This is a genomic window from Pseudarthrobacter sp. CCNWLW207 (assembly GCF_037203945.1).
In the GTDB taxonomy this organism is placed as follows: domain Bacteria; phylum Actinomycetota; class Actinomycetes; order Actinomycetales; family Micrococcaceae; genus Arthrobacter.
On the sequence record NZ_JBBCBS010000002.1, the window covers coordinates 271978 to 296795 of the forward strand.

The window sequence follows — 24818 nt, forward strand, 5'->3', positions numbered from 1 at the left end:
AGAAACCATGACCGCCACCGTTGAACAAATCCACCACGCCGGGAAAGGGCAGGACCCCATTAAGGGCCTGTACATTGACGGCTCATGGCACCAGGCATCCGACGGCGGGACAACAGTTGTGCGCTGTCCGGCGGACGGACATGAGGTGACGGTTGTCGCGTCGTCGACCGTCGAGGACGCTGAGCGGGCGATCGAGAGTGCACGGGCAGCGTTCGACGGCGGTGCGTGGCGCCGGTTGACGGATATCGAACGCGGCGAGGTACTGCTTCGCATCGCCGGGCTGCTTGAGCGGGACAAGGCGGCTTACGCCCGGGCCGAGGCGCTGGACACGGGCAAGCGCCTCGTCGAGGCCGAATACGACATTGACGACATAGCCGCATGCTTCCGCTACTACGGAAAGATAGCGGGCCTCGATGCCGGCAGGGTTATCGATACGGGCCGGCCGAATGCCATCAGCCGCGTAGTCTACGAACCGCTTGGCGTCTGTTCCCTCATCGCACCATGGAACTACCCGCTCCTCCAGGCCGCCTGGAAAGTGGCACCGGCACTTGTCGCGGGAAACTCCTTTGTGCTCAAGCCCAGCGAGCTCACGCCGTCCACCTCCATCCTGCTCATGGAAACACTGGCAGAGGCCGGGGTTCCCGCCGGAGTGGCGAACCTGGTCACGGGATCCGGGTCGAGGGTGGGTCCCGCGCTGAGTTCGGACCCGCGCGTGGACCTCGTCTCCCTGACCGGAAGCCTGGCTACGGGCCAGACCATCATGGCGGCCGCCGCGGAGACCGTGAAGCGCGTCGCCTTCGAGCTCGGCGGGAAGAACCCGAACGTCGTCTTCGCGGACGCGGACTGGGACGCCGCCGTCGACAACGCCCTGACAGCTGTTTTCCTGCACTCCGGCCAGGTCTGCTCGGCCGGGGCGCGGCTTGTCGTCGAGGAGACCATTGCGGAGCGCTTCGTTGCCGAGGTGGTTGAACGGGCGAAAAAGATCCGGATGGGCGGGCCGTTTGATCCCGACGCAGAAACGGGCCCGCTGATTTCCGCCAAGCACCGCGAACAGGTCCACGCCTACGTCCAGGCCGGCATCGCGGAGGGCGCCGAGCTGTTGTGCGGCGGCTACATCCCCAACGAGGGGACTCTTGCGGACGGATTCTTCTACCCGCCCACCGTGCTCGGCAACTGCCGCTCGGGTATGAGCGTGCTGCGGGAGGAGTCATTCGGCCCGGTGCTGACAGTCGAGACGTTCCGGACCGAAGCCGAGGCCGTTGCCATAGCCAACGACACGGAGTACGGCCTGGCGGGAGCGGTCTGGACATCGGACGCATCGAAAGCGCAGCGCGTTGCGGGCGCCCTCCGGCACGGAACAGTATGGATCAATGACTACCACCCGTATGTCCCGCAGGCGGAGTGGGGCGGATTCGGCAAGTCCGGCATAGGCCGTGAACTTGGCAGCGCGGGCCTCAACGAATACCGCGAGGCAAAACATATCTGGCAGAACATCCAGCCCGCACCCAGCGGCTGGTTCGGTTCATCTTCGGACGGAACGGGGGCGGTTCCGGCCGAATAGGCAACGGCAATGGGGGAACGGCCGGGCGCTGCCGAGCGCAGTGCCCGGCCCTGATATAAACCCGCGTCCAATGGCGGCCGCGGGTCATCACCATCGTGCTTTTCTCACTTAGGAGCTCGGATGTTAGAACCCACAAAGCGTGCAGACGCAAGTGGCATGGACGAATTCGGCTATGCCCAGACCCTGGACCGCAGCATCGGCAAGTTCGCCAGCTTCGCGGCAGGAGTCAGCTACATCTCCATCCTCACCGGCGTATTCCAACTTTTTTACTTTGGCTTTTCCATGGCCGGCCCCGCCTACGCGTGGTCCTGGCCCCTCGTTTTCGCCGGCCAGCTGATGGTAGCCCTCTGCTTTGCTGAGCTGGCAGGCCGCTACCCGGTGGCCGGCTCGGTGTACAACTGGGCCAAGCGGCTCTCGTCAGGGACGTTCGCCTGGCTGGCGGGCTGGCTGCTGCTCATCTCCTCGATCGTGGCGCTCGGGGCCGTGGCCCTTGCACTGCAGCTCACCCTGCCCCAGATCTGGTCCGGTTTCCAGATCATCGGCGACGGCACGGGCACCTACGATTTCGCCCTCAACGGGGTGCTGCTCGCCAGCATCATGATCTCCATCTCCACCATCATTAACGCCTTCGGCGTGAAGCTGATGACCAAAATTAACAGCATAGGCGTCTTCGTGGAGCTCGCTGCTGCCGTGCTCCTCATCCTGGCCCTTGCCTGGCATGTGGTGCGGGGGCCGGAAGTCCTTTTCAGCACCGCAGGCTACGGCATGGACCACGACCTTGGCTTCTTCGGGGTGTTCCTCATCGGCGCCATGGCCTCTGGTTACGTCATGTACGGCTTTGACACCGCCAGTTCCCTCGGCGAGGAGACGAAGGACCCGAAAAAGACAGCCCCCAAGGCCATCCTGCGTGCAATCACGGCGTCCTTCGTCCTGGGCGGCCTAATTCTCCTTGGCGGACTCCTGGCCGCCCCCGACCTCAACGACCCCAAGCTGGGCGCTGCCGACGGCGGCCTGCAGTACATCGTGCTCTCCGTGTTGGGCGGCCCCTTCGGTAAGGCTTTCCTGGTGTGCATCGTCGTGGCAGTGATCGTCTGTACCCTGGCCGTTCACGCCGCCGCCATCCGCATGATGTTCGCTATGGCCAGGGACAACAACCTGCCCTTTAGCGGCCAGCTCAGCAAGGTGCATCCAGAGCGGAAGACGCCCACGGTGGCGGCCATCGTCATCGGACTCATCGCCATCATTCCCCTGATCGTCAACGTCTCCCAGCCCGCGATCTTCACCATCCTTTCGAGCATCAGCATCGTCCTGATCTACCTCTCCTACCTGCTGGTCACCGTCCCGATGCTACGCAAGCGGTTCCAGAAGAAGTGGCCGCTTGCGGACGACGACACCGAACCGGGCTTCAGCCTGGGCAAGTGGGGGCTGCCGGTGAACATTGTGGCGGTGCTTTGGGGCGGCGCCATGACCGTGAACCTGATCTGGCCCCGCCCGGAAATCTACAACTCAGTGCCCCCGTTTGAGTGGTACCTGCAGTGGGGCGGCGTCCTGTTTGTCGGTGCCGTCGCCGGCGGCGGCGCCCTGCTCTATCGGCTCAAGATCAGGCATCAGACCGGTGTGCTTGCCGCGCATGCGGCGCCCGCCGCAGAACGTTCGTCGGAGGGTCCGGCCCAAACAGAGCCTCCGACGGCCACCGAACTGGTGTCCGTTCCTGACTGAGCAGGACGCCGGGAAGAGCCGGCAGCCATGGAAGGGTATCCCTTCGCCAAGCTCCACGGTGAAGGGATACCCTTCCGGTAACCGGCTTCAACGATGAGGGCGAGCGGTCCAAGCAACCCACGTAGACTGGCAGGATGCGGCTGGTAGCAAGTGACATTGACGGAACCATTCTTGGACACGACGGAAAGATCAGCGACCGCACCGTCCGTGCCTTCCACGCCTGCCGGAAAGCCGGCGTCGAACTCGTCTTTGTCACCGGCCGTCCGCCGCGGTGGCTGCACCCCCTCGAAGAACAGCTGGGCCACACCGGCACCGTGATCTGCTCCAACGGCGCCGTGGTGTGGGACCTGGAGGATAACCGGCTGGTCTCCGCCCGGGCCCTCAGCATCGAATCGGTCCTGGAGATCCGCCGGATCATCAAGGAATTGCGGCCCACCGCACTCTTCGCAGCGGAAACCCTGACCGGCTTCCACCTCGAGCCCGGGTTCATCGAGAACGGATCCAGCGAACTGCTCGCCGAGTTCACGCCGGCACCGCTGGCTGACACGCTCACCCCGGACGACCGCGTCATCAAATTCCTGGCAATCGTCCGGGAAGGCACTCCGGACAGCTTCCTCGCCGAGGTGAAACCCGCCGTCCAGCACTTGGCCGCCGCCACACACTCCTCACCAGGGGTCTCCATGCTCGAGCTGTCCCTGCCCGGCGTCAACAAGGCCGTCACCCTGGCCGAATACGCCAAATCCCTGGGCATCGACGCCGCCGACGTGGTGGCCTTCGGCGACATGCCGAACGACATCGAGATGCTCCGCTGGGCCGGCCACGGCTACGGGATGGCCAGCGGCCACCCGGAGGCCATCCTTGCCGCCGGCCAGCAGGCGCCCCATTTCGACGACGACGGCGTGGCCCAGATTCTTGAGGCCCGGCTCACCTCGCTGGGGGTAAAACTTCCCTAGCTTGACGCCCTTTTTCACAGCTGGCGCTCACCTGCCGTTTACCTTGCCGCCCTAGCTTAGGAAGTGGACAACCGATCCGCGGCTCAAGGGGACATCATGGCAAGGAACGTCAAGCACGATGCGGCCGAAGCGCCGCTGCGTCCGGCGGTACCGGCGGCCCATTGGAAAAAGCTCAAGCAGGGCGACCGCGTCCTGGTCCGCCTCGCACCCGGCTTCGAAAGCGGCGGCCTCGTGGATGCCATCACGTGGGACCACACCGCCATTTGGGTGGACCTCGATGGCGGCCGCGGCCGCATGCTGCTGCACTGCAGCGATGGCGTGGAGGTTGTCCCGCAGGAGTAGCCGGTACGCTCGCATTGTGACTGCATCCTCGCCGTTCCTGCACAACGCCGGACGTCCGGTGGCCATGGCCCACCGCGGCTACTCGCGCGAGGGCCTGGAGAACTCCATGGCCGCGTTCCGCGCCGCCGTCGACCTCGGCTTTACCTACCTGGAAACGGATGTGCACACAACGTCCGACGGCGTGCTGGTGCTGTTCCACGACGAGACACTGGACCGGGTGACGGACGCCGTCGGCCGGATCTGTGAGCTCACCGCTGCCGAGGTGGCTGGGGCCCGGATCGGTGGCCACGAACCAGTGCCGCTGTTCGACGAACTGGTGGCTGCCCTTCCCGGGGTAAGGCTGAACCTGGACGTCAAGGACTGGAATTCGGTGCGAAGCCTCGCCGCCGGCATCGAGCGGCACAGCCTCCATGACCGTGTGCTGGTGGCCAGCTTCTCGGACCGACGACGCCGGGCGGTGCTGAAGCTGCTCAGCCGCCCCGTTGCGTCGTCGGCCGGGATTGCCACGAACACGCTCTTTTTCCTGTTGCGGCCTCTGCCCGCTGCTTGGCTCCGGCTGCTGCTCCGGGCCCCACTGAAGGACGTCCAGGCGCTGCAGGTCCCGGTCAGCTATGGCGGGTTCAGGGTGGTCACTCGCGGTTACGTCCGGCGCGCACACGCCCTGGGCCTGATGGTGCATGTGTGGACCATCAATGACCCCGCCGAAATGCGAAGGTTGCTGGACCTTGGCGTGGACGGCCTCGTGACCGACCGGGCGGACCTCCTCAAGCAGGTGCTGCTGGAACGCGGGGAGTGGCCGGAAACCTGAGCCCGGGAACCCGAAACGTCCCAGTCGCTTGTCAGACAGTCAGCTGCGGCCCAAATCCCTGGAGGGGTCCTGGTCGCCCTCGCCCGGATCGGCGCGCAAGGAGTCAGGGTCGCCGTCCGGCAGGCCCGCCGGACCCGGAACATCGCGGGGGACACCCCCGGCGTCGTCAGCGGACTGGCCAGCGCCTTCCGCTGCGCCATCGCCTGAGGGGCCAGGAGCAGTGTCCGGCTCCGCCGGATGGGAAGAAACCGGTCCTGTCGCAGTGCCGGGTTTGAGTCCGGGCGCCTTTTCCTTCTCCGCCTCCATCGCGTTGGATCCTTCACTGATGGACGAATGGACCTCGACGTCGCTGTTGGGATCCGTGGGTTCCGGAACCCGGGTGTTCTCCGTGGGCGATGAGGTCCCCGCCAGGTCTTCCATGGCGTTTTCTGCTGCCTTGCCGATGCTGTCGCCGATGCCCATCTCAGTGCTCCTTCTGCTCGGGGGGACGGCCTGTCCTGCCATCCCGGAACCCTTCCAGAATTATCAGCATGCTTACAATTAGTCCAGAGCTGAGGAAGAGTCCGCAGCCATCCAGGAAGGAACCAGCACCATGAGCAGCTACCATCCGGAAAACGATCCCGCCAACCCGGACAGGCCAGGCGCGGAAACGGCCGACGCCGGCACGGATCAGGCGCGCCCAGCAAAGGACTCTGCAGGAACGGCCAATCCCGATCCGCAGGAGGGAAACATCACCGGCCTCGAACCGGGCGGCGGCGTCCCGCCGGGGGAGACCCCTCCGGCCGAGGACCAGATGAGCGGGGACCAGGGGCACAGCGAGTAGGTGGCCGCTGTTGCCCAAGGCTTCAGGGCAATGCGGCTCGCACTCAGTGCTTGTCGGCTGCCCCTGGTGAGCCGTGGCCAACGTTCTCCGCCTCGGAGAGCTGCCTGATCAGGCCGTCCGGGTCCTTGGCGGTGTTCCAGGCCGCCCAGTCCTGGGGCCGGACCGACGGCCGGCCCAGCAGGTAGCCCTGGCCGGCGCTGACGCCAAGATCCGTCAGCACCTGCAGTTCCTCGCGGGTTTCCACGCCTTCGGCTACCAGCACTGTGCCGATCTGCTCGGCGAAGTCCACCATGCAGGCCGCCAGCGCCTGCTGGGTTGAATCGCTGTCCACACCGCTGATGATGTCGCGTCCCAGTTTGATGAAATCGGGGCGCAGGTGAACCATCCGGCTCAGTGCGCCGGCTCCGGAGTGCGAATCGTCGATGGCAATGCGGAGGCCGCGCTCACGCAGCGGGGTAATTGCGGAAACGAAATGCGGGTATTCGTCATCCGGAATTCCCTCGGTCAATTCGAGCACAATCCGACTCACTGGCAGTTCGATGTGGTCGAACAATTCGGGCAGCCGCGGGTCAATGCAGGACGTCGGTGAGACATTTAGGGAAACGTAGAGGTGTGGGGGGAGATTTGCGGCGGCGGCCGCAGCGGAGCCCAACGCGGAGAATTCCAGGTTCGCCCCCAGCCCCACGGACGCGGCCTCGGCAAACCACAGCTCGGCGCCTGCGCCGTCGTCGCTGACGAACCGCGAGAGTGCCTCCACGCCAACAACGCCCTTGCTCGCCAGGCCGTAGATTGGCTGGAAAGCGGTCATCAACATCTGGTTCTCCAGCAAGGCGCTGATCCTTGAGAGACTGCGGATGGCATCCAGGCGTTCGAGCAGCTGCGGGGGCATGGCGTCGCGGGGGAACGGCACTCGGGCGGTGTCCGGGGTTCCGCTGCCTATGCTGTCCTGTTGCCGGCTTTCCAGCAGATGCTCCAGGAGGGCCCTTTCGGGTACTCCCGGATTCTCATCAAGACGGTCGCTAAGACGCTGACGCGTGGCTGCCTGGGCAGGATCCGAACCTGCCAGCACAGCAGCAATTACTCCCCAAGCCTGTACTCGAACCGACATTAACTACGCCCCCAGTTGACGAAGTAATGACCCGTTGGCCCCGTAATTGTTCAATTTCCAGATACCTTCGGAATCAGCCACTTCTGATTATGTCCGATCTCCCATGCAGTGTAATTCTGACACCGCAACATGATCGTATATCGGGCAGGGCAAAAGTACAGCCTTTTCCCGAACTATAGGCCCACATTCCCGGCCGGGAACGCCGCCGCCACAAGGGCGGGGATATCCTCGGCGGGCAAGGGCCTGCTGAAGAAGTAGCCCTGCGCACTGAGGCAGCCCAGGTTGCGCAAGTGCTCAGCCTGCTCAGCCGTTTCCACACCTTCCCATACAGCCTCGAGCCCGCAGGCCCGCACCAGTTGCAGGACTGCGGCCACCAGGGCGGGCTGGGTGGGGTCCGTTCCCAGTCCAACGATCAGGGAACGGTCCACCTTGACCCGATCCACCGGGAGCCGCCGAAGGTAGCTGATGGATGAGTAGCCCGTCCCGAAATCGTCGATTTCGATCCCAACGCCCAGCCCGCGCAGGCCGCCCAGCGAATAGCGGTCCAGATCATTGCCCTTCACGATGGCCATCTCGGTGAGCTCCAGGACAACCTGCTCGGGACGGACACCCGTCTCCTTCAGGACTCCCCGGACATCCTCGATGAACTGGAGGCTCTGCAGGTCGGTGGCCGAAATATTGATCCGTACCGAGAACCTGCTGTCCACCGCATCTTCGTCGACCCACTGGCGTAGCTGCTCCACGGCGGTAGTGAGGACCCAGCGGCCAAGCTCCGAGATCAGGCCGGCCTCTTCCGCCAGGGGGATGAATTCATCGGGCATGATCCGTCCCCGGGTGGGGTGGTTCCAGCGGATCAGTGCCTCCACACCCTCCACGCGGCCTGTGGCCAGCTCCACCACAGGCTGGTAATGGAGCACCAGGCCTTCGCCCTTCAGCGCGGACCTCAGGTCATCCACCAGCTGGCTGCGGAGCCGGCGCACCAGCAGGAGCCCGGGCTCGAAGAAGTGGAGCCGGTTCAGGCCCTCGGCTTTTGAGGCGTACATGGCCACATCGGCCTGCATCAGCATTTCTTCGGGGCCCTGGCCGGCATCCCCGACGCTCAGGCCCAGGCTTGCGGCGCAGCGGATGCTCCGGTCGGGAAGCTCGATCGGTTCTTTCAGCGCTGCCAGGATCCGTTGTCCAACGACGGCGGCCTGGTCGGCTCCCGTCGCCGGCATCACGATGGCAAACTCGTCTCCGCCCAACCGGGCCACGACGTCGGTGCTGCGGACCGCATTCCGGATGCGTTCGGCCACGGTGATCAGCACCTTGTCCCCGGCGGTGTGGCCCTGGGTGTCGTTGATCGATTTGAAGGCGTCCAGGTCCAGCAGCAGGATGACGGGTGAGTCTGCCGTCCCGTCGGACTGCGCCGACTTCAGCGCAGTCAGGAGCGCTGAACGGTTGGCCAGCCCGGTGAGCGGGTCCTGCATGGCCATTTTTTGCATCTCCAAGTGGGCCTCGTGGAGCAGCTTGGTCCTGACCTCCACCCGCTGTTCGAGTTCCTCGTAGATAATCTGCAGGTCTTCGGCTAGGAGGTTCGTGCCCATGATGATGGCATCGAGCTCGTCCCTGGCGGGGGACACTTCAATCCTCGAGTTGAGGTCGCCGGAGGCCAGCCGGACGATGCCCTCCAGCAGCTGCGAGACCCTGGGGTCATTGTCAGCAAACACCTGGATTGCTCCTTCCGGCGGTCAGCTCGCCCGGGCCTCATGGGCAAGCGGCAGGGTCACGGTGACCGTGGTGCCTGCTCCCAGCTCCGAGGCAACATCAATGTGGCCCCCGTGCCGGCTCACGATGTCCTTCGTGATGGCCAGGCCCAGGCCGGTGCCCGGGACCGCCCCGGCCATTGCATTGGAAGCGCGGTAGAAGCGCGTGAACACATGGGAGATTTCCTCACTGGAAATGCCTATCCCGGTGTCCGTCACGCGGACGGTTGCCCATCGCGTGCCGTCAGAGTCGGCATGGGCAGCACTTCCCACGTGGATCTTTCCTCCGCTGGGAGTGAACTTGATGGCATTGGAGACCAAGTTGGTGAAGACCTGCTGCAGTTGAACCTCATCCCCCATGAGTTCAGGATCCTCCTGTGCGGGTTCCAGCGCTATGGTGACATCCTGCAGCGTGGCCAGCGGGCGGAGGGCACCGGCCACGATTTCCAGCGTACGGCCCAGCCGGACCGGCGTCAGGTGAAGCTGGCCATCCCCGCCACCGCTGCGGGAAACGCTCAGCATGTCCTCGATGAGCATCCGCAGCCGTTCCGTGTTCCGGACCACGATGTCCAGCATCTGGTGGACCTCCGGCGACACGGGATCCGCCGTGCTCTCCTGGATCATGTCCAGGTACGCCATGATCGACGTCAATGGCGTTCGCAGTTCATGGTTGACCGTAGCGAGGAAATCGGTCTTGGCCTTGTCCAGCTCCTGCAGTTGCTTGACCACCTGGAGCTGGCTGCTGATCAGGTGGCTTTGGATCAGTCCATGGGCTGCATTGCCTGCCACATGCTGGATGAGCCCCAGTTCGGCGCGTGACCACGCCCGCGGGCTGTCCAGCAGGGCGATCCACAAAATACCCAGGGAAGAGTTTCCTTCTCCCATGGGCACCACCACAGATGCCTTCGCGTGCAGGTCCTCCAGCGACTTGGGGAGCCTGATGGAACCGTCTGAGCCGTCAGAGGTCAGCACTTCAGCCCTGGCCCACAGCTGGTCGGCCGTGGAGCGGGCTGTGGCTTCATCCTCCAGCGGGCCCGCCCGCAGCGGATCCAGGCCGGGCCGGCTCCACTGGGCGGTGATTGGGGGAACACGCTCATCTTCGAACGTGGTCAGCCACACGTGGTCGGCGCCAAACGTTTCGCCAAACCCGGTCACGACGTAGTCGGCGATTTCCTGCGGATCATTGGTTCCCCGCACAGCAGCCGAAACCAGCCTGAGCTGCTCGCGCAAGGCCTCGGCCTCCTGCCGTGCCCGGGTGCGCCGCTCCACGAGGTTGATCAGGGCAGTTGCGCGGTGCACAAGCTCTTTGGCAGCCGGAGGCTTGGCGATGCAGTCACGGACCCCCGAACCTTCGATGGCGGCGATCTCGTTGGCATCGTCCAGGTCCACCAGCACCAGCACCGGCACGCGGGACTCCCGCGGAGAGAGGGAACTGTCAACCACAAGGACCGATGGGCGGCCGCCCTCGAGCAGCGGGAACAGGGTCACGGCGTCCTCTGCCGTGTGGACCAAATAGCCGGCGTCGCGGAGGGCTGCGGCGCTGGACGCCAGCCGCCCGCCGTCGGGGTCGGCCACCACAGCTGTGCGTTGCATAGCTGTGACAAAGGGTGTGTCCGCTGCCACTATGCTCCCTTCGCTCCTAATTGAGTACATTCTAGGGGGATGCGGCACAGCTGCTTCCGAATCGTCGCGTGTACCGATGCGCCGGGGTTGAAGCTGCCCGGGCTTGCACGTTGGCCTGGCTGAGGACAGATACCCGGCAGTAACCGACGTTAACTGAAGAATTGTTGCCTGCCCGACATATATTTGGACCGTGTCTTCCCCAGCGAAAACCATGCGCTCCGCCCTGCGGAAGTACCTCATGGTCCCCAAACTCATCAGGCTGTCCCGCTCCGCGCCGAAGGACAGGACTGTTGCCTGGGACCGGTACTGGGCCGGAATAGCCCAAACCGGTGCGCAGAGCGAAGTGCTGTGGGACTCCGGAAGCGATCACGAGTTGCTTGGCTACGCTGCCGTGCTCCAGCGGCACTTGGATCCGGCTTTGCCGGTGGTGGACGTGGGATGCGGCCACGGCAGCTTCACCCGTGCCCTGGCACCGTCTTTCCCGAGGGCCATCGGCGTGGACGTGTCCTCGCACGCCGTGGAACGGGCCCGGGAAGAGTCCGCGGGAATCGACAATGTCACCTTCCTGGTGCGCGACATGACCCAACCGGATGCCGGTGCCGGGCTAGCCGGCGGAACCGACGCCAACGTCTTCATCCGTGGCGTCCTGCACGTGCTGGAACCGGCCGAGCGGAGGGCCCTGGTGGAGAATCTCCGGCAAGTGGTGGGTACGCGCGGCGCGGTCTTCCTGGCCGAAACCAACTTCCAGGGCAACGCTGTTGAGTATGTGACACATCTTGGCGCCACGAGGGAATCTATCCCCGCGCCACTGGAACGGGCCATCCGCGAACTGCCAATGCCCGGCCACTTTGGCCCGGCAGAGCGCAGCAGGGCCTTGCCGCCGGAGACCTGGGAATTGCTGGAGGACGGACCCACAACCATCGAAATAAACCCGATGACCGGGGACGCGGCCGCCAGCCTCGTCCCCGGCTACTTCGCGGTGTTGAAGCCCCGAAACCAGTCCCTGCAACCCCCGGGGTAAGCCGCGGCCCTAGTTCCGGGGATCCAGCAGTCGCTCCACGTCTCCGATGTCCGCGTAGGCAGCCTGCGTGCCCTTGCGCGTGGTGGCCAGGGCAGCCGCCACCGAGGCGAACCGGGCAGCAGCCGCCAGCGGCTGGCCTGCGGCCAGGCGTGCGGCCACGGCCCCCGTGAACGCGTCCCCGGCGCCGGTGGTGTCCACAGCTTTGACCGCTGTTGGCGCAATCTTCGTGACTTTCGGACCGGCCGTCTCTGAGTCCAGGACCACGGAACCTTCCGCGCCGAGGGTGAGAAGGACCTTGAGCAGCCCGCGCTCGGCGAACCGGACCCGGATCCGGTCCCAGTCGGCGTCGTCCGCTGCGGCATCCGGCATCCCTCCTGAGCCAAGGAAAAGCGACGCCTCGTGGGCGTTGACCAACAGGACGTCCGTCAGTTCCGTCAGTTCGCGGTTGATCGTCGCGTACGGCGAGAGGTTCAGCAGCACGGTGGCGCCGGCGTCGCGCCCGGCCCGCGCTGCGGCTTCCACTGTTTCTGGGCTGACTTCCAGGCAGAGGCAGACCACCGCGGCGCCGTCGAACTCCTCCGCTGACGCCGCGACGTCCGTGGGGGACAGCGTGCCGTTGGCGCCGGCGGAGATGATGATGTTGTTCTCGCCGTTTTCGTCGACGGCGATGACAGCCACACCCGTAGCCTCGGACGCGGACGAGCGAACCCGCGAAATGTCCACGCCGGCGCTGGCCGCGGACGTCAGAAGCATCTCGCCGTTGGCGTCATTCCCCACGGCGCCGACGAGGCTCACGGAGCCGCCCAGCAGGCTCGCCGCAACGGCCTGGTTGGCGCTCTTGCCGCCGGGATTGACGGCAAAGCCGGTGCCGTGCACCGTTTCGCCCGGCCGCGGGAGCCGCTCGCAGTAGATGGTCAGGTCCGCGTTCAGGGACCCGACGACGACGATCCGGCCGGTCTTTTCGACGGCGGTGCCTGCGGTTCCGGTGCTCATTCGGCCACCTCAGCCTCAACCGGCTTCGGGATCAGGAGCGAGGCCGCAAACGCCGCAACCGTGATGACCAGCCCGGTGACCACGACGGTCAGGTAGGAAGCCTTTGCGTCCCCGAGCGCCGACGTCGCCACCAGCACGGCAGGGAGCACCAGGAAGCTGAGGCCGGCACCGAGGTTGAAGGCCCCTGCGTTCATGCCGGGCAGGAAGCCGGGGTTGCCGGCAGGGGAGAGCACCACACCGAGGCCGTTGAGCATGATGTTGACCGTACCGGCGTACATGATGCCCAGCAAGACCGTTCCGGCGATCATCAGCGGCAGGCTGCTGAGCCCGAAGAACGCGATGATGGCCAGGGCCGCGACGCTGCCCAGCATGCCGATGCGCAGCACCTTGGTGTAACCAAACACGGGTGCCAGCTTGCCGCTGAGGGGTCCCACCACCCAGCCGAGAAGGGCGTACGGCGTAAGGATGATGAGCGACATTTCGGTGGGGCCCACGCCGAACCCGGGAGCCGCGGCCTGCACGTAGGCGGGAATGATGCCATTAATGACGGCGAAGATGCCGGTCATGGTCAGGGTAGTGGTCAGCAGCGGCGCCCACGTGGAGCGCTGGCGCAGGTGAACGGTTTCCACCATGGGCTCCTTCGCCCGCTTTTCCACCGTCCAGAACGCATAAAACGCGACGGCGGCAACGGCCACCAGGCCGATGGCCAGGATGAGGGTGCCCGCCGAGAACGCGCCCACCAGCTTGGAGCCTTCGTTCAGGGCCGTGAGCAGTGCGCCGACGGCCACCACGATGAAGAACACACCCAGCCAGTCCATGCTGGTTCCGGCAGCCGGTTTGCTTTCGCCGGCAAGGAAGGCGATCAGGGCAGTGGCTACGACTGCAAGGACCACCATCAGCCAGAAGATGCTGCGGAAGCCGTAGTGCTCGGCGAAGTAACCGCCCACGAAGGAGTCAACGCCCGCCACTCCGCCGTTGACTGCAGTGATGAGGCCCATAAGCGTGCCGTACTTGCGCGGGTTGGCGACGGCGGAGCGCAGCATGATGAGGCATAGCGGCACGGTGGGGCCGCTGACGCCTTGGATGATGCGGCCCACAAACAGCCACGTGACGTCCGGGGCCAGTGCCGCGATGACGGAACCGACCGCCATCAGCAGCATCATGCCGATCAGGATCTTCTTGCGGCCGATGATGTCGCTCAGGCGCGGCAGGAAGAGTGAGAACAGTGCGGCCGCAGTAAAGAACCAGGTCTGGGACAGTCCGATGACGGCCTGGTCGGTGTTCAGTTCGTTGCCCATGGTGACCAAGGCGGGGCTGAGCATGGAGGCGTTGAGCTGGAATGCCACGCAGGCTGCCAGCAGGGCGACCATGAGGGCGGTGACGTTGCCGCGGGAAGTCTTGGTTTCGGTGAGTGTGGCGGTCATTTACTTGATCCCTCCGATGGTGACCTGGGCACGTTCCTGGCGTTCGACGTCGGCCGCGTTGGCGTTGGTTCCCTTCTCGCCGGTGAGCGGTTCGCCGATCCGGATGAGCGCGTCGGTGACGAGGTCCCAGAACCGTCCGTGGTCCAGGTCGACGGCGACCGAAGTGTTGCAGTCCGCGGGAGCAGGTGCGCGGAAGTCAGCCACCGTCATTCCAAGGGTCAGCCTGCCCTGGAGCTCGATGTCAACGGGCACCCTGCGCGTGGTGACAATGCTGGGGTCGATCACGTAGGCCACGGCGCAGGGGTCGTGCACTGGCGGGTAGTCGAAGCCCTGGGCATCTTTGTAGGTCCGGGTGAAGAACTCCATCAGTTCCATCACGAACTTCGCCGGTTTGGTGCCCACTGCGTCGATCTTCGCCACGACTTCCGGGGTGGCGAGTGCCTGGTGGGTGAGGTCAAGGCCCACCATCACCACGGGCCACTTTTCGTTGAACACGATGTGCGCTGCCTCGGGGTCGATGATGATGTTGAACTCAGCCACGGCGCTCCAGTTGCCTACGTGGTAGCCGCCGCCCATGAGGACCACTTCCTTGACACGCTCCACGATGCGCGGTTCCTTGCGGGCAGCCATGGCGATGTTGGTCAGTCCGGCGGTGGGGACCAGGGTCACGGTGCCCGGTTCGTGGGCCATGACGGTATCGATGATGAGGTCGACGGCGTGGCGGGGGTCCAGCTCGATGGCGGACTCGGGCTGGGCGGGGCCATCCATGCCGCTTTCGCCGTGGATGTCCGGCGCTGTTTCGATGGTGCGCACCAGCGGCCGGTCGCAGCCGGCGGCGAACGGAACACCCGTGATGCCGGCGATAGTCCCTACGGACAGGGCGTTGCGGGTGACTTTTTCGAGGGTTTGGTTGCCCACCACGGTGGTAACAGCCAGGAGCTCGATATCCGGGTTGCCGTGCGCGAGCAGCATCGCCACGGCGTCGTCATGGCCCGGGTCGCAATCCAGGATGATCTTTTTGCGGCCGGGGGTGGCGGGGTTGGGGTCCACGTTTGTCTCCACGTCATTGGGGCCTGCCAGGGCGGGGCACCGGCAGGGCGCTAAAGCAATCAAGAGAGATCATGGCATCCGCGACGCCAGTGCGTCAAGCGCTTAACGTAGATTGAGTCAAGCGCTTGATGCCTTGGGGTGTCTGGTGACGCCGAGTGGGCCGCCAGCGCCGACTACCATCGAGGTATGGAAACCGCGGAGCACACCCAGCAGCAGCCGGGCCGGGGAGCGCGGGTCACGGCAGCCATGGTTGCCGCCCGGGCCGGCGTCTCGACGGCGACTGTTTCCCTGGTGGCCAATGGCAAAACCCGGGGCCGCGTATCCGAGGACAACATCACGCGCGTGCGGGACGCGATCGCTGAGCTTGGCTATGTGGTGGACAGTGTGGGCAGCTCGCTCGCCAAGGGCGTGAGCTCCATTGTCATCCTGGTGGCGCCGGATATCTCCAACCCGTTCTTCGCCAAGGTCATCGCCGGAGTCAGGGAATCCCTGGGCGCGGACTACCAGCTCCTTTTGTCCGTGACGGATGCAGGCGAGTTTCCCCAGGCCCACGACGTCCGCAAGCTGATGGCACTGCGCCCGGCCGGCCTTCTCGTGGACGCCCCGAACTCCGACTTCCTTGAGGACCTCTCGGCTGCCGGGCCGCTGGTGCTGCTCGACGCCCCCGGGCTGGAGTCGTACGCGCCCTCAGTGAACCTTGACGTGGCCTCCGGGGCACGCCAGTTGGCAGCCCATTTGGCCGAGGCCGGGCACCGGACGGTGGCCTACGTGGACAGCGTGACCGGCACCGCCACCTTCGATGTCCGGCGCACTGCCTTCCTGGAAGAAGCCGCACTGCGGGGGATCTCGGTGCCTTCCGGCTGCATAATCAGCACCACGATCGACGTCGGTGCGGCAGCGGCCGCCTTCACGCAGGCGTGGCCGCTTTGGCAGCGGGCCGGGGTGACCGCCGTCGTCTGCGGTACCGATACCCACGCCTACGGTGTGCTGCAGGAGGCCCGGGTGGCAGGCGTCCGCATTCCCCACCAGCTTGCCGTTGCCGGCTTTGACGACCTCCCGTATTCCGCCACGAGCAATCCCGGCCTTACCAGCGTGCACCTGCCTGCGACGCCGCTGGGCCAGAAGGCAGGGGAGCAGCTGCGGGCCCTCATGGAGGGCCGGCCGCTGGAACAGGCCCAGCTGACCTTGGCGAGCTCCCTCGTGGTGCGCGGCTCCACGGCCTGACTGTTCCCCCCCACCCAACTAGGTAGCAGCAGATGTCGTTTTGAGCCCTGAAAACGACATCTGCTGCTACCTAGTTGGGGAGCCGGCCGAGTACGCGTCCGTATTACGGATCTGGCAAGCGCGTTCCGGAGCGTGGCTGGCATGATGGACCGCATGCGCATTCTCATTGCTCCGGACAAGTTCAAGGGCTCGCTGACGGCCGCCGAGGCGGCCGCCGCCATCGCCGAAGGGGCGCTGCGCGTCTACCCGGACGCAGTGGCCACCCAGTTCCCCGTGGCCGACGGCGGCGAGGGAACCTTGGAGGCGGCCGTCTCGGCGGGCTACGAAGAGCGGCTTAACGCAGTGGTTGGCCCCATCCTGGCTCCCGTCGGGGCAGCGTGGGCCGTCCGCAAAACCGCCTTCGGCGGCGCCACCGCCGTGATCGAGACGGCGCAAGCGTCCGGGCTGGCCGAAATGGAGCCCACCCCCGAGAACTCGCTGCGGGCCCACAGCTACGGCTGCGGGCAGTTGGTGGCTGCGGCGCTGGATGCCGGGGCCACGGAAATCGTGCTGGGCCTTGGCGGTTCGGCCATGACCGACGGCGGCAGCGGCGCCCTGCGCGCGCTCGGCCTCAAGCCGCTGGACTCCGCCGGAAACGTAGTGCCGCTCGGTGGCGGGTCGCTCGCCGACGTGGTCGCTCTGGATACCTCAGAGCTGGATCCCCGTTTGTCCGCAGTGCAGTTTCGGATCGCCGTGGACGTCCGGAACCCGCTGTACGGGCCCGAGGGTGCCGCCCACGTTTTCGGCCCGCAGAAGGGCGCCGACGCAGGCGCCGTTGAACTGCTCGACGCCGGCCTGCGGAACTGGGCATCAGTGCTGCGGGAATCGACCGGCCGGGACGTCAACATTCCGGGCGCGGGCGCGGCAGGCGGGTTTCCGGCGTCGTTCCTGGCCTTCACCGACGCCAAGCTGGAAGGCGGCTTCGCGCTGGTGGCCGGGCTCACCGGTCTCGCCGAGCAGCTGGGGGTCTCGGACCTGGTGATCACCGGTGAGGGTTCCATGGATTCCCAGTCCCTGACCGGGAAGGCGCCCATCGCGCTTGCCGACGCCGCCCGTGAACTTGGCATCCCGGTCATTGTGGTGGCCGGACGCATCCTGGTGACGCAGGAGGACCTCGCCAAGCACGGCGTGGTGGCCGCTGCCCAGCTCCTCGATGTCGCGGCGAGCCCGGAAGACGCCTTCGCCAATGCCGCCAAGTACCTCACCTGGGCCACCACACAGGTGCTCGAAGGGGCCTAACAGTCCAACGCCAGGACTGGATGGCTGCCCTCGTGCCGGGTCGAGTCGTTCACCGGGCCGCGTTATCCACCTGCTCTGGAGCTGCGCCGGCAACGCCTGCGGGGGTGCCCGTCGCCAGCTGAGAGAGATAGCTGAACAACGCCCCAATCCCGAAGGTCCACGGCTCTATGTCCTCGGTCCGCTGCGTTTGGTTGACGAGCGTCCCGAGCCGCGGGCTGCTGATGGTGACGATGTCGCCGTTCTTGTGTGTGAAGCCGAGGCCTTCGGTGTCGCGGTCCTGGGTGGGGGCGAAGAGTGTTCCCGTGAAGAGGGCGAAGCCATCGGGGTATTGGTGATGGTTTCCGCGGGCTGCCCTGATGAGTTCTTCGAAGGGGCGGCTGATGCGGGCCAGGCTGTTGCGCCCCGCCATTTGGTAGCCGTCCCGGCCTTCTACAGTGAGGGTGATTTCTTCGGTCCGTAGGGACTCGAGTGTGAAGTCCTGGTGGAAGAGCCGGATCAGTGGGCCGATGGCGCAGGATGCGTTGTTGTCCTTCGCCATTCCGAGCAGGAGTGCGCTGCGGCCTTCCACATCCCGCAGGTTGACGTCGTTACCAAGCGTTGCGCCCCGGACTTGGCCGGCGGAGTCGATGATGAGGACGAGCTCAGGTTCGGGGTTGTTCCACGAGGAGAAGCTGGGGATCCCTACGTCGGCACCGAAACCCACGGAGGAAAGGACGGGTGCTTTGGTGAATACCTCCGGATCGGGGCCTAGCCCGACTTCCAAATACTGTGACCACATGCCTTGGGCACCCAACAACCGCTTGGCCTCCCGGGCCTGCTCTGATCCTGGACGTACGGACTCCAGGCTGCTGCCGAGGGCTTGGGCGACAGCCTGGCGGACTTCCGCGGCGCGGTTGAAATCGCCGCCGCAGCGCTCCTCGATGACACGCTCGATCATGCTCTCAACGAACGTCACGCCGCAGGCTTTGATCACCTGAAGATCAATGGGGGCAAGCAGGTGGGGCCGGCTGCGGTCCCGGTCCAGCGAAGCCTCTGTTAATTCCGCGAGGCTCCAACGGCGGGTGGCGGCCGTATTGAGAACAAGCTCCAGTGGGTTCTCGTGGTCCATGAGCTCAGCGACCGTGCGGACTTCGGGGGTCAGATCGAAAACATCTTCGCTCCGGACACAGACCACTCTTGGACCGCCGGAGGCGGGGTCCCAGACGCGGCCGATGAGGACTGCTTCTTGGGAGTCAGTCGGAACCATTTGCTGTGAGGTCATGTTGATCATTTGGCTTTTTCACCTGCAGTGGCTGATTCGTAGAGTCCGTCGACCCGCCGCCGGATGCCCCAAGGGTTGTCGTCCCGCAGTGGCTCGGGCAATTGCGCGGGCGGGAAGGAGTCGTATGCAACAGGGCGCATAAAGCGGCCGATCGCTGCGGTTCCGACGGACGTGGTGGTCGCTGTGGTGGCGGGGTAGGGGCCTCCGTGGTGCTGCGCATAGGTTACCGTCACCCCCGTTGGCCAGGCGTTCCAGACCAGGCGACCAGCCCGCTCCCTCAGTTCCGTAACCAACTCAGTGGCATCTTCGTCGGGATCCGCGTGGACCGTGGCCGTCAGCTGCCCCTCCAGGAGGCGGGCAAGCGAGACCAGGTCTGTCCCTGGCCTGTACGCGATCACCAATGTGGCGGGGCCGAACATCTCGCGTTCCAGGATTTCCGGGCGCCGGCGGACTTCATCAGCGGTCGTGAGCAGGATCGTGGGCCGGGGTGCCTCCGATTCGTCCCCGGGCACCAGGACTTCAACGCCGGGAGTAGCCCGGACCGTGTTCAGTGCTTTGTCGTACCCCTCCCGCAACTTCGGGCTGAGGAGGGGGTGTGCGGATTTCGAGGCCAGTTCCCGGCGAAGAATCCCGGCGACTTCGTCGCCGTCGGTGAACGGTGCGAACAGCAGCCCTGGTTTCGTGCAGAACTGGCCCATGCCCATGGTGAAGGACGTGGCGTAGCCGGCAAGGATCTCCTCGCGCCTGGCGCTCCATGCCCGTTCGGTGACAAAGACCGGGTTGATGCTGCCCAGTTCGCCGTAGAACGGGATGGGAGCAGGGCGCCTGGAGGCCCGGTCGAAGAGGGCCCTCCCGCCGGCCGTCGATCCGGTGAATCCGATGGCCTTCACCAGTGGATGGTCAACGAGCAGTTCCGCTGCCTCGCGGCCTACGACCGTGGAAAAAAGGCCAACGGGCGCGCCGGCCCGTTCGAGCGCTTCCTGAACTACGGCACCGGTCCGCACGGCTAAGTGCAGATGTCCTTCATGGATCTTGTGTACGACGGCGCAGCCCGCTGCCAGGGCAGATGCGCTGTCGCCGCCCATGACGCTGAAGGCAAACGGGAAGTTTGAGGCCCCAAAAACACCAACCACACCCAGCGGCACGGAAAGTCGCCGGATGTCCGGTCGCGGGCCCATACCCCACGATGGGTCGGCGTGATCAATGGTTGCTTCAAGGTGTTCACCTTGGGTGATTTCGGCCATGAACAGCCGAAGTTGAAACACGGACCTCCTGAGCTCCGAGCGGAGCCGTCCTTCTTCCAGGTGCGTTTCCTGGCGTCCCAAGGTGACCAGCTCGTCAGCGTGGGCTTCCAACGCGGAGGCGACCTCTTCCAGCCAGCGGGCGCGTACTTGCGGCGCGAGGTCTCTGGCCTGCTCATAGGCGCTGTGGGCGGTAACGATACGGTTCTGTGTCTCATCGCGTGATGTGGTCATCGCTTGTTCCTTCCGGGGGTTCTCCCGTTGCTCAGATGGCCGGTGTGCGCTCAAGGTTGAAGTAGGAGCGGGCATCCGGAGGGCGGATGTCCGCGACGGCATCATGGAAGATTCGCATCGGGTGCGGCGTGTACGGGTGTTCGGCGATCGCTTCGAAGTCGAGTTCGATGCCCAGGCCGATGCCTTCGGGGATGAGGATGTCACCCTCCCCGGTCAGCTGGAGGCGCTCGTTGGAGATCTCGCTGCGCCACGGCACGTCCGAGGCCATGATTTCCAGGTAGCGGAAATTGGGCAGCATCGCGCCCAACTGCAGGGTGGCCGCGGTACTGAGTGGTCCGCTCGGGTTGTGCGGTGCGAACGGAATGTAATGGGCCGCCGCGAGCGTAGAGATGAACGACAGCTCCAGGAGCCCGCCGGCGTGCGTGACATCGGGCTGGATGTAGTCCACCGCGTTCCGTGAGAGGGCGGGGACAAAGGTGTTGCGTCCGAACCAGCGTTCCCCGGCAGCGATCGGTACCGGCGATTTGGAGCGTATCTCCAGGAGCGCATCGATCCCGTCCGGCGGGCATGGTTCTTCGAAAAACACCGGCTGGAACTGCTCGATTTCGCGTGCGACCCGAATGGCTGTCGGGACATCGAACCGGCCGTGTCCTTCAATGAACAGCTCCACGTCGTCCCCCACTGCCTCGCGGACAGCGGCGACGGGCTCGAGCATGCGCCGCAGATCCCGCGGTTCGAGGGTGAGGTCAGCGGCTTCGAATGGATCCCACTTGAGTCCGCGGAAGCCTTGGGCGACCGTCTGGACGGCGGCCTCGGCGAAGTCCTCAGCCGTTTTGGCTCCGGAGAACCAGCCGTTGGCATAGGCCCGAACTCTGTCGCGGACCTGTCCACCCAGCATGCGGTGGACAGGGACGCCAAGCGCGCGGGCAGAGACGTCCCACATCGCCATTTCGAGGGCGCTGAGCGCTGTCATCGAGACGGGCCCTCCACGCCAGTAGGCATCGCGGTTGAGCTCGTAAATGGTTTGGGAGATCCGGGTGGGGTCCTTGCCGCGGACCGCGTCGGCGAGCACGGCGACGGCGCCGCGGACCGCGTGTTCCTGGCCTTCGAGGGTTGCCTCGGCGATGCCGGTGAGTCCCTCGTCGGTGCTGAGCCGGACGAAGATGAGGTTCGTCCGGTAAAAGTCGACAACGACGGTGTCGAGGTTGGTGATTTTCATTCGTGGATCATCCTTTAACAGCGCCCGCGGTCATCCCGCTGACGACATATCGTTGTGCGAACAGATAGAAGGCGACGGCCGGCAGCGTGAACAGGAGGCCGACGGCCATGATGGTCTGGATAGAGGTGTCCTGCTCACCGATGAACCCGGCGACACCGACTGAGGCCGGCTGCAGGGACTTGTCGAACACGAAGGTGACCGCGAAGACGTACTCGTTCCAGGCGCTGAAGAAGGCGATCACTGCGGCGGCGGCTATCGCCGGGGCTATCAGTGGCAGGATGATGCGGGCGAGGACGGTGGGCGGACGGCTGCCGTCGACCCTCGCGGCCTCGTCCAGCTCGCGGGGAACGCCATCTATGGCCCCCTTGAGAATCAGTGCCACCACGGGCAGTGTGAATGCGGTGTCGGCCAGGATCAGCCCGTGCAGCGAGTTCAGCAGGTCGAATCGCCGGAAGATAGCAAACAACGGAACAACCAGCAGCGCCTCGGGGAGCATCTGCGTGAACAGCAGCGCCAGCCCAACTACGGCCTTGCCGCGGAAAGTGAACCTCGACAGGGCATAGCCGAGGGGGATACCCAGTCCGATAGACAGGACAGTTGTCCCGGCTGCAACGATGAAGCTGTTGAGCAGCCAGCCGACCACCTGGCCGTCCGCCAGTGCATCTGCGAAGACGCCGAAGCGGGAGAAGTCGGGAAGCAGGTTTATTGATGATGACCCGAAAAGGGCCTCGTCAGGGGCCAGAGCGGTCACAAACATCCAGTAGATGGGGAAAATTGAAATCCCGAGGACGAAGAGAACGGCGAGGGTACGGGCCGTCACTCCCAAACGTATGCGGCGCATTATGCCTCCTTGGCGGCCGCGCGGGCGACGAATCGACTGCCGGCGATGACGATCAGGGAGATGACAATGCCCACCATGCCGATGGCCGCGGCCGTCCCCAGCTGCTTTGATTCAAACGCCTGGGCGTAGAGGTCGATCACGAGGGTGCGCGTAGAGCCCAGGGGTCCGCCGCGGGTCATCAGCCAGATCAGCTCGAAGCGGCGCAGTGACCAGATGGTCATCAGTACCGCGACCAAACCGATCGTCGGCTTCAGAACCTGCCAGGTCACCACCCGGAAGATCATCCAGCGTCCTGCTCCGTCGACCTGGGCGGCTTCCACCAGCTCCTGCGGAACGCCTTGCAGGGCCGAGAGGAGCACGACCGCCACGAACGGCACCAGCTGCCAGATTGTGGTGACAAGGATTGCCGCGAGTGCCAGCCTGGGGTTGTCGAGGATACCGTTGGGACCCGGGTCGATTCCTAGTCCCCGAAGTAGGCGTGTGAGGATGCCGAACTGCGGGTTGAACATCCATGTCGCAATGAGTGCGACGGCAATTCCAGGTGCCGCCCAGGGCACGGTGACCAGCGAGCGGGCGACCGCCCGGCCAGGGAACCGGCCGTTCAGCAGGAGGGCTACGAGCAGGCCAAGGCCCACTGCGCCGATGACGCATGCCGTGACGTAGATGAGCGTGGTGAGCAGGGTCTGGCGGAACCCGGGGTCTGCCAGGACGGACTGGTAGTTCGCCAGCCCGACCCAGATGTTGTTGTTTGGGTTGAGCAGGGTGGTCCTCGTAAAGCTGAGCCAAACCTCCTGCAGGAGCGGGACCAGTTGGAAGACGATGATGTAAAGGGCTGCGGGGGCAAGAAAGAGGTACGGGGTCCAAGGGCTCCCGGCCGGGCTCCTGCGGCGTCGCTTGCTTCCTGTGCGACGGGTGTCGGGGGCCGGCGTCCCAGCCGGCCCAGGGGGCCGCGCCAGAAGGCGCGGACCCTTGCTTTGGTCTGTCATCGCCCGACCAGCTCCTCCGCCTGCTTCTGTGCCTTCTCCATCGCAGTCGCCATATCCTGCTGGCCCTGGAGTGCGGTCAGCACTTCGGTTACCACGATGTGGCGGATGTCTGCAGTCTGCGGACCGAAACCGTTCACGATCTGAGGGACTCCCGAGTCGGTCAGCTCATCAAGCGTCGGAAGGAACGGGAACTTCTGGAGGCTTTCGGCGCTGCGCTCTGTCGGCGTTGCCACGCTGCTGGCGCCGAGCACTTCCTGGAGCTTGACCTGCTGTGCGGGCTGGAGCATCCAGTTGATGAAGTCAAGCGCCGCATCCTTGTGCTTGCTGTTGGCATTGACGGTGATTGGAGCCAGCAATGCCCCCTGCTTCTTTTCCGGGAACGGAATGCGGGCCACACTGAAGTTGAGGTTCGCGTTGGCAGACTTGGTGGCCGTCACGTAGCCGCCGTTGTTGAGTTCCATCCCGACCTTGCCGTTGGCAAACATTTTGCGGAACGTAGCGGCGTCGGCGCCCTTCGGAATGACGTTCGCGTCGTAGAGCTGCTTGTACGCTTCCAGGCCATCAATCACCTTCGGCGAGTCGAGGGTGAGCTTTTCGCCGTCTGACCAGTCACCCCCAAAGCCAAGGACGTAGTTGAAGATGTCCTGCCAGACGCCGGCCTCTTCCGCCTGAGTTTGCCGGAAGGCGAGACCGTAGACATCGCCCTTGGTGGTGTCCTTGGCCGTCTGGACAAACTCCTCGAATGTCTTTGGGGCTTCGGGGATGAGGTCCTTGTTGTAGAACATGCCGTAGTTCGAGTTCTCGAAGACCACGCCGTATCGGTGATCATCGACGGTCAGGTACTTGTCCGGGCCGGGAATGAGCTTCAACTTTTCCGCGTCGATCTTGTCGTCGAGGGACTCGAGCAGGCCGGAGGACGCTGCCGTCGAGAATTCCGGCATGTCGAAGCGGACCAGGTCCGGACCTTCACCGCCGCCCATCTGTGTCAGTACGGTCTGGCCGAAACTGGGGTATGGCACTGATGCCGGTTCTACCGTGACGGTGTCCTGGCTGGCGTTGTACTCATCAATCAGCTTCTGCAGGCCGGGCCCACGGCCCGGGTCACCGAGCGTCGAAGCCGCAAAGGTAATGGTTGCAGGCTCCGGGCTGGCCGACGAGCCGTTGGATGCCGGCGAACATCCAGCGAGTGCCGTGGCGCCCGCTGCCAGGACGGCAAGGATCGAAATCGTTCTCGAGGGGCGGGATAGGCGTGATGACATAGCTACTCCTTCGTAAGCAATCGTGTGGTGACCTTCGCCACATCAATACTTATATTACTAATAATAGGTATAAAGGCAATAGTGGACGCGAAGCGGGGTAAAGTT

At 65.0% G+C, this 24818-nt stretch carries 22 protein-coding genes; 9 read left to right on the forward strand and 13 right to left on the reverse strand.

Annotated elements, in window-relative coordinates:
• The first annotated feature begins 7 nt into the window (after positions 1-7).
• The 5 genes from V9L17_RS04290 (at position 8) to V9L17_RS04310 (ending at position 5383) form a co-directional block, all read left to right on the forward strand.
• Positions 8-1561 (forward strand): aldehyde dehydrogenase family protein, encoded by a 1554-nt coding sequence (locus V9L17_RS04290; RefSeq protein WP_337350605.1) that lies wholly within the window; start codon positions 8-10, stop codon positions 1559-1561.
• Between the two features lie 120 nt (positions 1562-1681).
• A complete protein-coding gene (locus V9L17_RS04295) occupies positions 1682-3280 on the forward strand; it encodes an APC family permease (RefSeq protein ID WP_337345356.1) in 1599 nt (532 codons plus the stop codon).
• A 134-nt stretch (positions 3281-3414) separates the two neighbouring features.
• Positions 3415-4233, forward strand: coding sequence for an HAD family hydrolase (locus V9L17_RS04300; protein WP_337345357.1), 819 nt, complete (start codon positions 3415-3417; stop codon positions 4231-4233).
• Between the two features lie 96 nt (positions 4234-4329).
• On the forward strand, positions 4330-4575 hold the full coding sequence (locus tag V9L17_RS04305; RefSeq protein WP_337345358.1) for a hypothetical protein: 246 nt from the start codon (positions 4330-4332) through the stop codon (positions 4573-4575).
• A 64-nt stretch (positions 4576-4639) separates the two neighbouring features.
• Positions 4640-5383 carry a glycerophosphodiester phosphodiesterase gene (locus V9L17_RS04310; RefSeq protein ID WP_337350770.1) on the forward strand — a complete coding sequence of 248 codons (744 nt, stop codon included), beginning with the start codon at positions 4640-4642 and terminating at the stop codon, positions 5381-5383.
• A 39-nt stretch (positions 5384-5422) separates the two neighbouring features.
• On the opposite strand, the gene V9L17_RS04315 is transcribed toward V9L17_RS04310, so the two are convergent.
• Positions 5423-5845 (reverse strand): hypothetical protein, encoded by a 423-nt coding sequence (locus tag V9L17_RS04315; RefSeq protein ID WP_337345359.1) that lies wholly within the window; start codon positions 5843-5845, stop codon positions 5423-5425.
• A 130-nt stretch (positions 5846-5975) separates the two neighbouring features.
• Between V9L17_RS04315 and V9L17_RS04320 the strand changes: the two genes are divergently transcribed.
• A complete protein-coding gene (locus tag V9L17_RS04320; protein WP_337345360.1) occupies positions 5976-6206 on the forward strand; it encodes a DUF6480 family protein in 231 nt (76 codons plus the stop codon).
• A 43-nt stretch (positions 6207-6249) separates the two neighbouring features.
• On the opposite strand, the gene V9L17_RS04325 is transcribed toward V9L17_RS04320, so the two are convergent.
• The 3 genes from V9L17_RS04325 to V9L17_RS04335 all read right to left on the reverse strand — a co-directional run bounded on the left by V9L17_RS04325 (position 6250) and on the right by V9L17_RS04335 (position 10652).
• On the reverse strand, positions 6250-7314 hold the full coding sequence (locus V9L17_RS04325) for an EAL domain-containing protein (RefSeq protein ID WP_337350606.1): 1065 nt from the start codon (positions 7312-7314) through the stop codon (positions 6250-6252).
• 173 nt (positions 7315-7487) lie between these two features.
• On the reverse strand, positions 7488-9023 hold the full coding sequence (locus V9L17_RS04330) for a putative bifunctional diguanylate cyclase/phosphodiesterase (RefSeq protein WP_337345362.1): 1536 nt from the start codon (positions 9021-9023) through the stop codon (positions 7488-7490).
• Positions 9024-9044: 21 nt separating this feature from the next.
• A complete protein-coding gene (locus tag V9L17_RS04335; protein ID WP_337345613.1) occupies positions 9045-10652 on the reverse strand; it encodes an ATP-binding protein in 1608 nt (535 codons plus the stop codon).
• 241 nt (positions 10653-10893) lie between these two features.
• Between V9L17_RS04335 and V9L17_RS04340 the strand changes: the two genes are divergently transcribed.
• Complete coding sequence (locus V9L17_RS04340) at positions 10894-11703, forward strand: class I SAM-dependent methyltransferase (RefSeq protein WP_337345614.1); 810 nt, start codon at positions 10894-10896, stop codon at positions 11701-11703.
• A 9-nt stretch (positions 11704-11712) separates the two neighbouring features.
• On the opposite strand, the gene V9L17_RS04345 is transcribed toward V9L17_RS04340, so the two are convergent.
• The 3 genes from V9L17_RS04345 to uriH are packed head-to-tail and all read right to left on the reverse strand — an operon-like array spanning position 11713 to position 15182.
• Complete coding sequence (locus tag V9L17_RS04345; protein ID WP_337350607.1) at positions 11713-12696, reverse strand: ribokinase; 984 nt, start codon at positions 12694-12696, stop codon at positions 11713-11715.
• Positions 12693-14120, reverse strand: coding sequence for a uridine transporter UriT (uriT, locus tag V9L17_RS04350; protein WP_337350608.1), 1428 nt, complete (start codon positions 14118-14120; stop codon positions 12693-12695). The genes V9L17_RS04345 and uriT overlap by 4 nt, the downstream gene beginning before the upstream one ends.
• Positions 14121-15182 (reverse strand): uridine-preferring nucleoside hydrolase UriH, encoded by a 1062-nt coding sequence (gene uriH / locus V9L17_RS04355; RefSeq protein WP_337350609.1) that lies wholly within the window; start codon positions 15180-15182, stop codon positions 14121-14123.
• A gap of 234 nt (positions 15183-15416) precedes the next feature.
• Between uriH and V9L17_RS04360 the strand changes: the two genes are divergently transcribed.
• Both V9L17_RS04360 and V9L17_RS04365 read left to right on the forward strand, forming a co-directional pair.
• Positions 15417-16394 (forward strand): LacI family DNA-binding transcriptional regulator, encoded by a 978-nt coding sequence (locus V9L17_RS04360; protein WP_337350771.1) that lies wholly within the window; start codon positions 15417-15419, stop codon positions 16392-16394.
• Positions 16395-16547: 153 nt separating this feature from the next.
• Positions 16548-17672, forward strand: a complete 1125-nt coding sequence (locus tag V9L17_RS04365; RefSeq protein WP_337350610.1) for a glycerate kinase — start codon at positions 16548-16550, stop codon at positions 17670-17672.
• Positions 17673-17721: 49 nt separating this feature from the next.
• Here V9L17_RS04365 and V9L17_RS04370 read toward each other — a convergent pair whose 3' ends face one another.
• From V9L17_RS04370 to V9L17_RS04395, 6 genes are read right to left on the reverse strand one after another with little or no spacing between them, the layout of a single operon-like run.
• Positions 17722-18942 (reverse strand): fumarylacetoacetate hydrolase family protein, encoded by a 1221-nt coding sequence (locus V9L17_RS04370; RefSeq protein ID WP_337350611.1) that lies wholly within the window; start codon positions 18940-18942, stop codon positions 17722-17724.
• On the reverse strand, positions 18939-20408 hold the full coding sequence (locus tag V9L17_RS04375; RefSeq protein ID WP_337350612.1) for an aldehyde dehydrogenase (NADP(+)): 1470 nt from the start codon (positions 20406-20408) through the stop codon (positions 18939-18941). The genes V9L17_RS04370 and V9L17_RS04375 overlap by 4 nt, the downstream gene beginning before the upstream one ends.
• A gap of 31 nt (positions 20409-20439) precedes the next feature.
• Positions 20440-21627: a mandelate racemase/muconate lactonizing enzyme family protein gene (locus V9L17_RS04380; RefSeq protein WP_337350613.1), complete on the reverse strand. Its 1188-nt coding sequence runs from the start codon at positions 21625-21627 to the stop codon at positions 20440-20442.
• Positions 21628-21634: 7 nt separating this feature from the next.
• Entirely contained in the window at positions 21635-22468 is an 834-nt protein-coding gene (locus V9L17_RS04385; RefSeq protein ID WP_337345370.1) for a carbohydrate ABC transporter permease, read from the reverse strand.
• Positions 22468-23454 carry a carbohydrate ABC transporter permease gene (locus V9L17_RS04390; protein ID WP_337350614.1) on the reverse strand — a complete coding sequence of 329 codons (987 nt, stop codon included), beginning with the start codon at positions 23452-23454 and terminating at the stop codon, positions 22468-22470. Before V9L17_RS04390 ends, V9L17_RS04385 begins: the two co-directional genes overlap by 1 nt.
• The gene (locus V9L17_RS04395; protein ID WP_337350615.1) at positions 23451-24713 is read right to left on the reverse strand and encodes an ABC transporter substrate-binding protein; all 1263 of its coding nucleotides are present in this window, start codon (positions 24711-24713) and stop codon (positions 23451-23453) included. The genes V9L17_RS04390 and V9L17_RS04395 overlap by 4 nt, the downstream gene beginning before the upstream one ends.
• Positions 24714-24818: the final 105 nt, after the last annotated feature.

Coding starts and splice junctions, on each gene's coding strand:
- V9L17_RS04290 (WP_337350605.1), top strand. CDS start 8: ATGACCGCCACCGTTGAACAAATCCACCACGCCGGGAAAGGGCAGGAC.
- V9L17_RS04295 (WP_337345356.1), top strand. CDS start 1,682: ATGTTAGAACCCACAAAGCGTGCAGACGCAAGTGGCATGGACGAATTC.
- V9L17_RS04300 (WP_337345357.1), top strand. CDS start 3,415: ATGCGGCTGGTAGCAAGTGACATTGACGGAACCATTCTTGGACACGAC.
- V9L17_RS04305 (WP_337345358.1), top strand. CDS start 4,330: ATGGCAAGGAACGTCAAGCACGATGCGGCCGAAGCGCCGCTGCGTCCG.
- V9L17_RS04310 (WP_337350770.1), top strand. CDS start 4,640: ATGGCCCACCGCGGCTACTCGCGCGAGGGCCTGGAGAACTCCATGGCC.
- V9L17_RS04315 (WP_337345359.1), bottom strand. CDS start 5,845: ATGGGCATCGGCGACAGCATCGGCAAGGCAGCAGAAAACGCCATGGAA.
- V9L17_RS04320 (WP_337345360.1), top strand. CDS start 5,976: ATGAGCAGCTACCATCCGGAAAACGATCCCGCCAACCCGGACAGGCCA.
- V9L17_RS04325 (WP_337350606.1), bottom strand. CDS start 7,314: ATGTCGGTTCGAGTACAGGCTTGGGGAGTAATTGCTGCTGTGCTGGCA.
- V9L17_RS04335 (WP_337345613.1), bottom strand. CDS start 10,652: ATGCAACGCACAGCTGTGGTGGCCGACCCCGACGGCGGGCGGCTGGCG.
- V9L17_RS04340 (WP_337345614.1), top strand. CDS start 10,894: ATGCGCTCCGCCCTGCGGAAGTACCTCATGGTCCCCAAACTCATCAGG.
- V9L17_RS04345 (WP_337350607.1), bottom strand. CDS start 12,696: ATGAGCACCGGAACCGCAGGCACCGCCGTCGAAAAGACCGGCCGGATC.
- uriT (WP_337350608.1), bottom strand. CDS start 14,120: ATGACCGCCACACTCACCGAAACCAAGACTTCCCGCGGCAACGTCACC.
- V9L17_RS04360 (WP_337350771.1), top strand. CDS start 15,417: ATGGTTGCCGCCCGGGCCGGCGTCTCGACGGCGACTGTTTCCCTGGTG.
- V9L17_RS04365 (WP_337350610.1), top strand. CDS start 16,548: ATGCGCATTCTCATTGCTCCGGACAAGTTCAAGGGCTCGCTGACGGCC.
- V9L17_RS04370 (WP_337350611.1), bottom strand. CDS start 18,942: ATGATCAACATGACCTCACAGCAAATGGTTCCGACTGACTCCCAAGAA.
- V9L17_RS04375 (WP_337350612.1), bottom strand. CDS start 20,408: ATGACCACATCACGCGATGAGACACAGAACCGTATCGTTACCGCCCAC.
- V9L17_RS04380 (WP_337350613.1), bottom strand. CDS start 21,627: ATGAAAATCACCAACCTCGACACCGTCGTTGTCGACTTTTACCGGACG.
- V9L17_RS04385 (WP_337345370.1), bottom strand. CDS start 22,468: ATGCGCCGCATACGTTTGGGAGTGACGGCCCGTACCCTCGCCGTTCTC.
- V9L17_RS04390 (WP_337350614.1), bottom strand. CDS start 23,454: ATGACAGACCAAAGCAAGGGTCCGCGCCTTCTGGCGCGGCCCCCTGGG.
- V9L17_RS04395 (WP_337350615.1), bottom strand. CDS start 24,713: ATGTCATCACGCCTATCCCGCCCCTCGAGAACGATTTCGATCCTTGCC.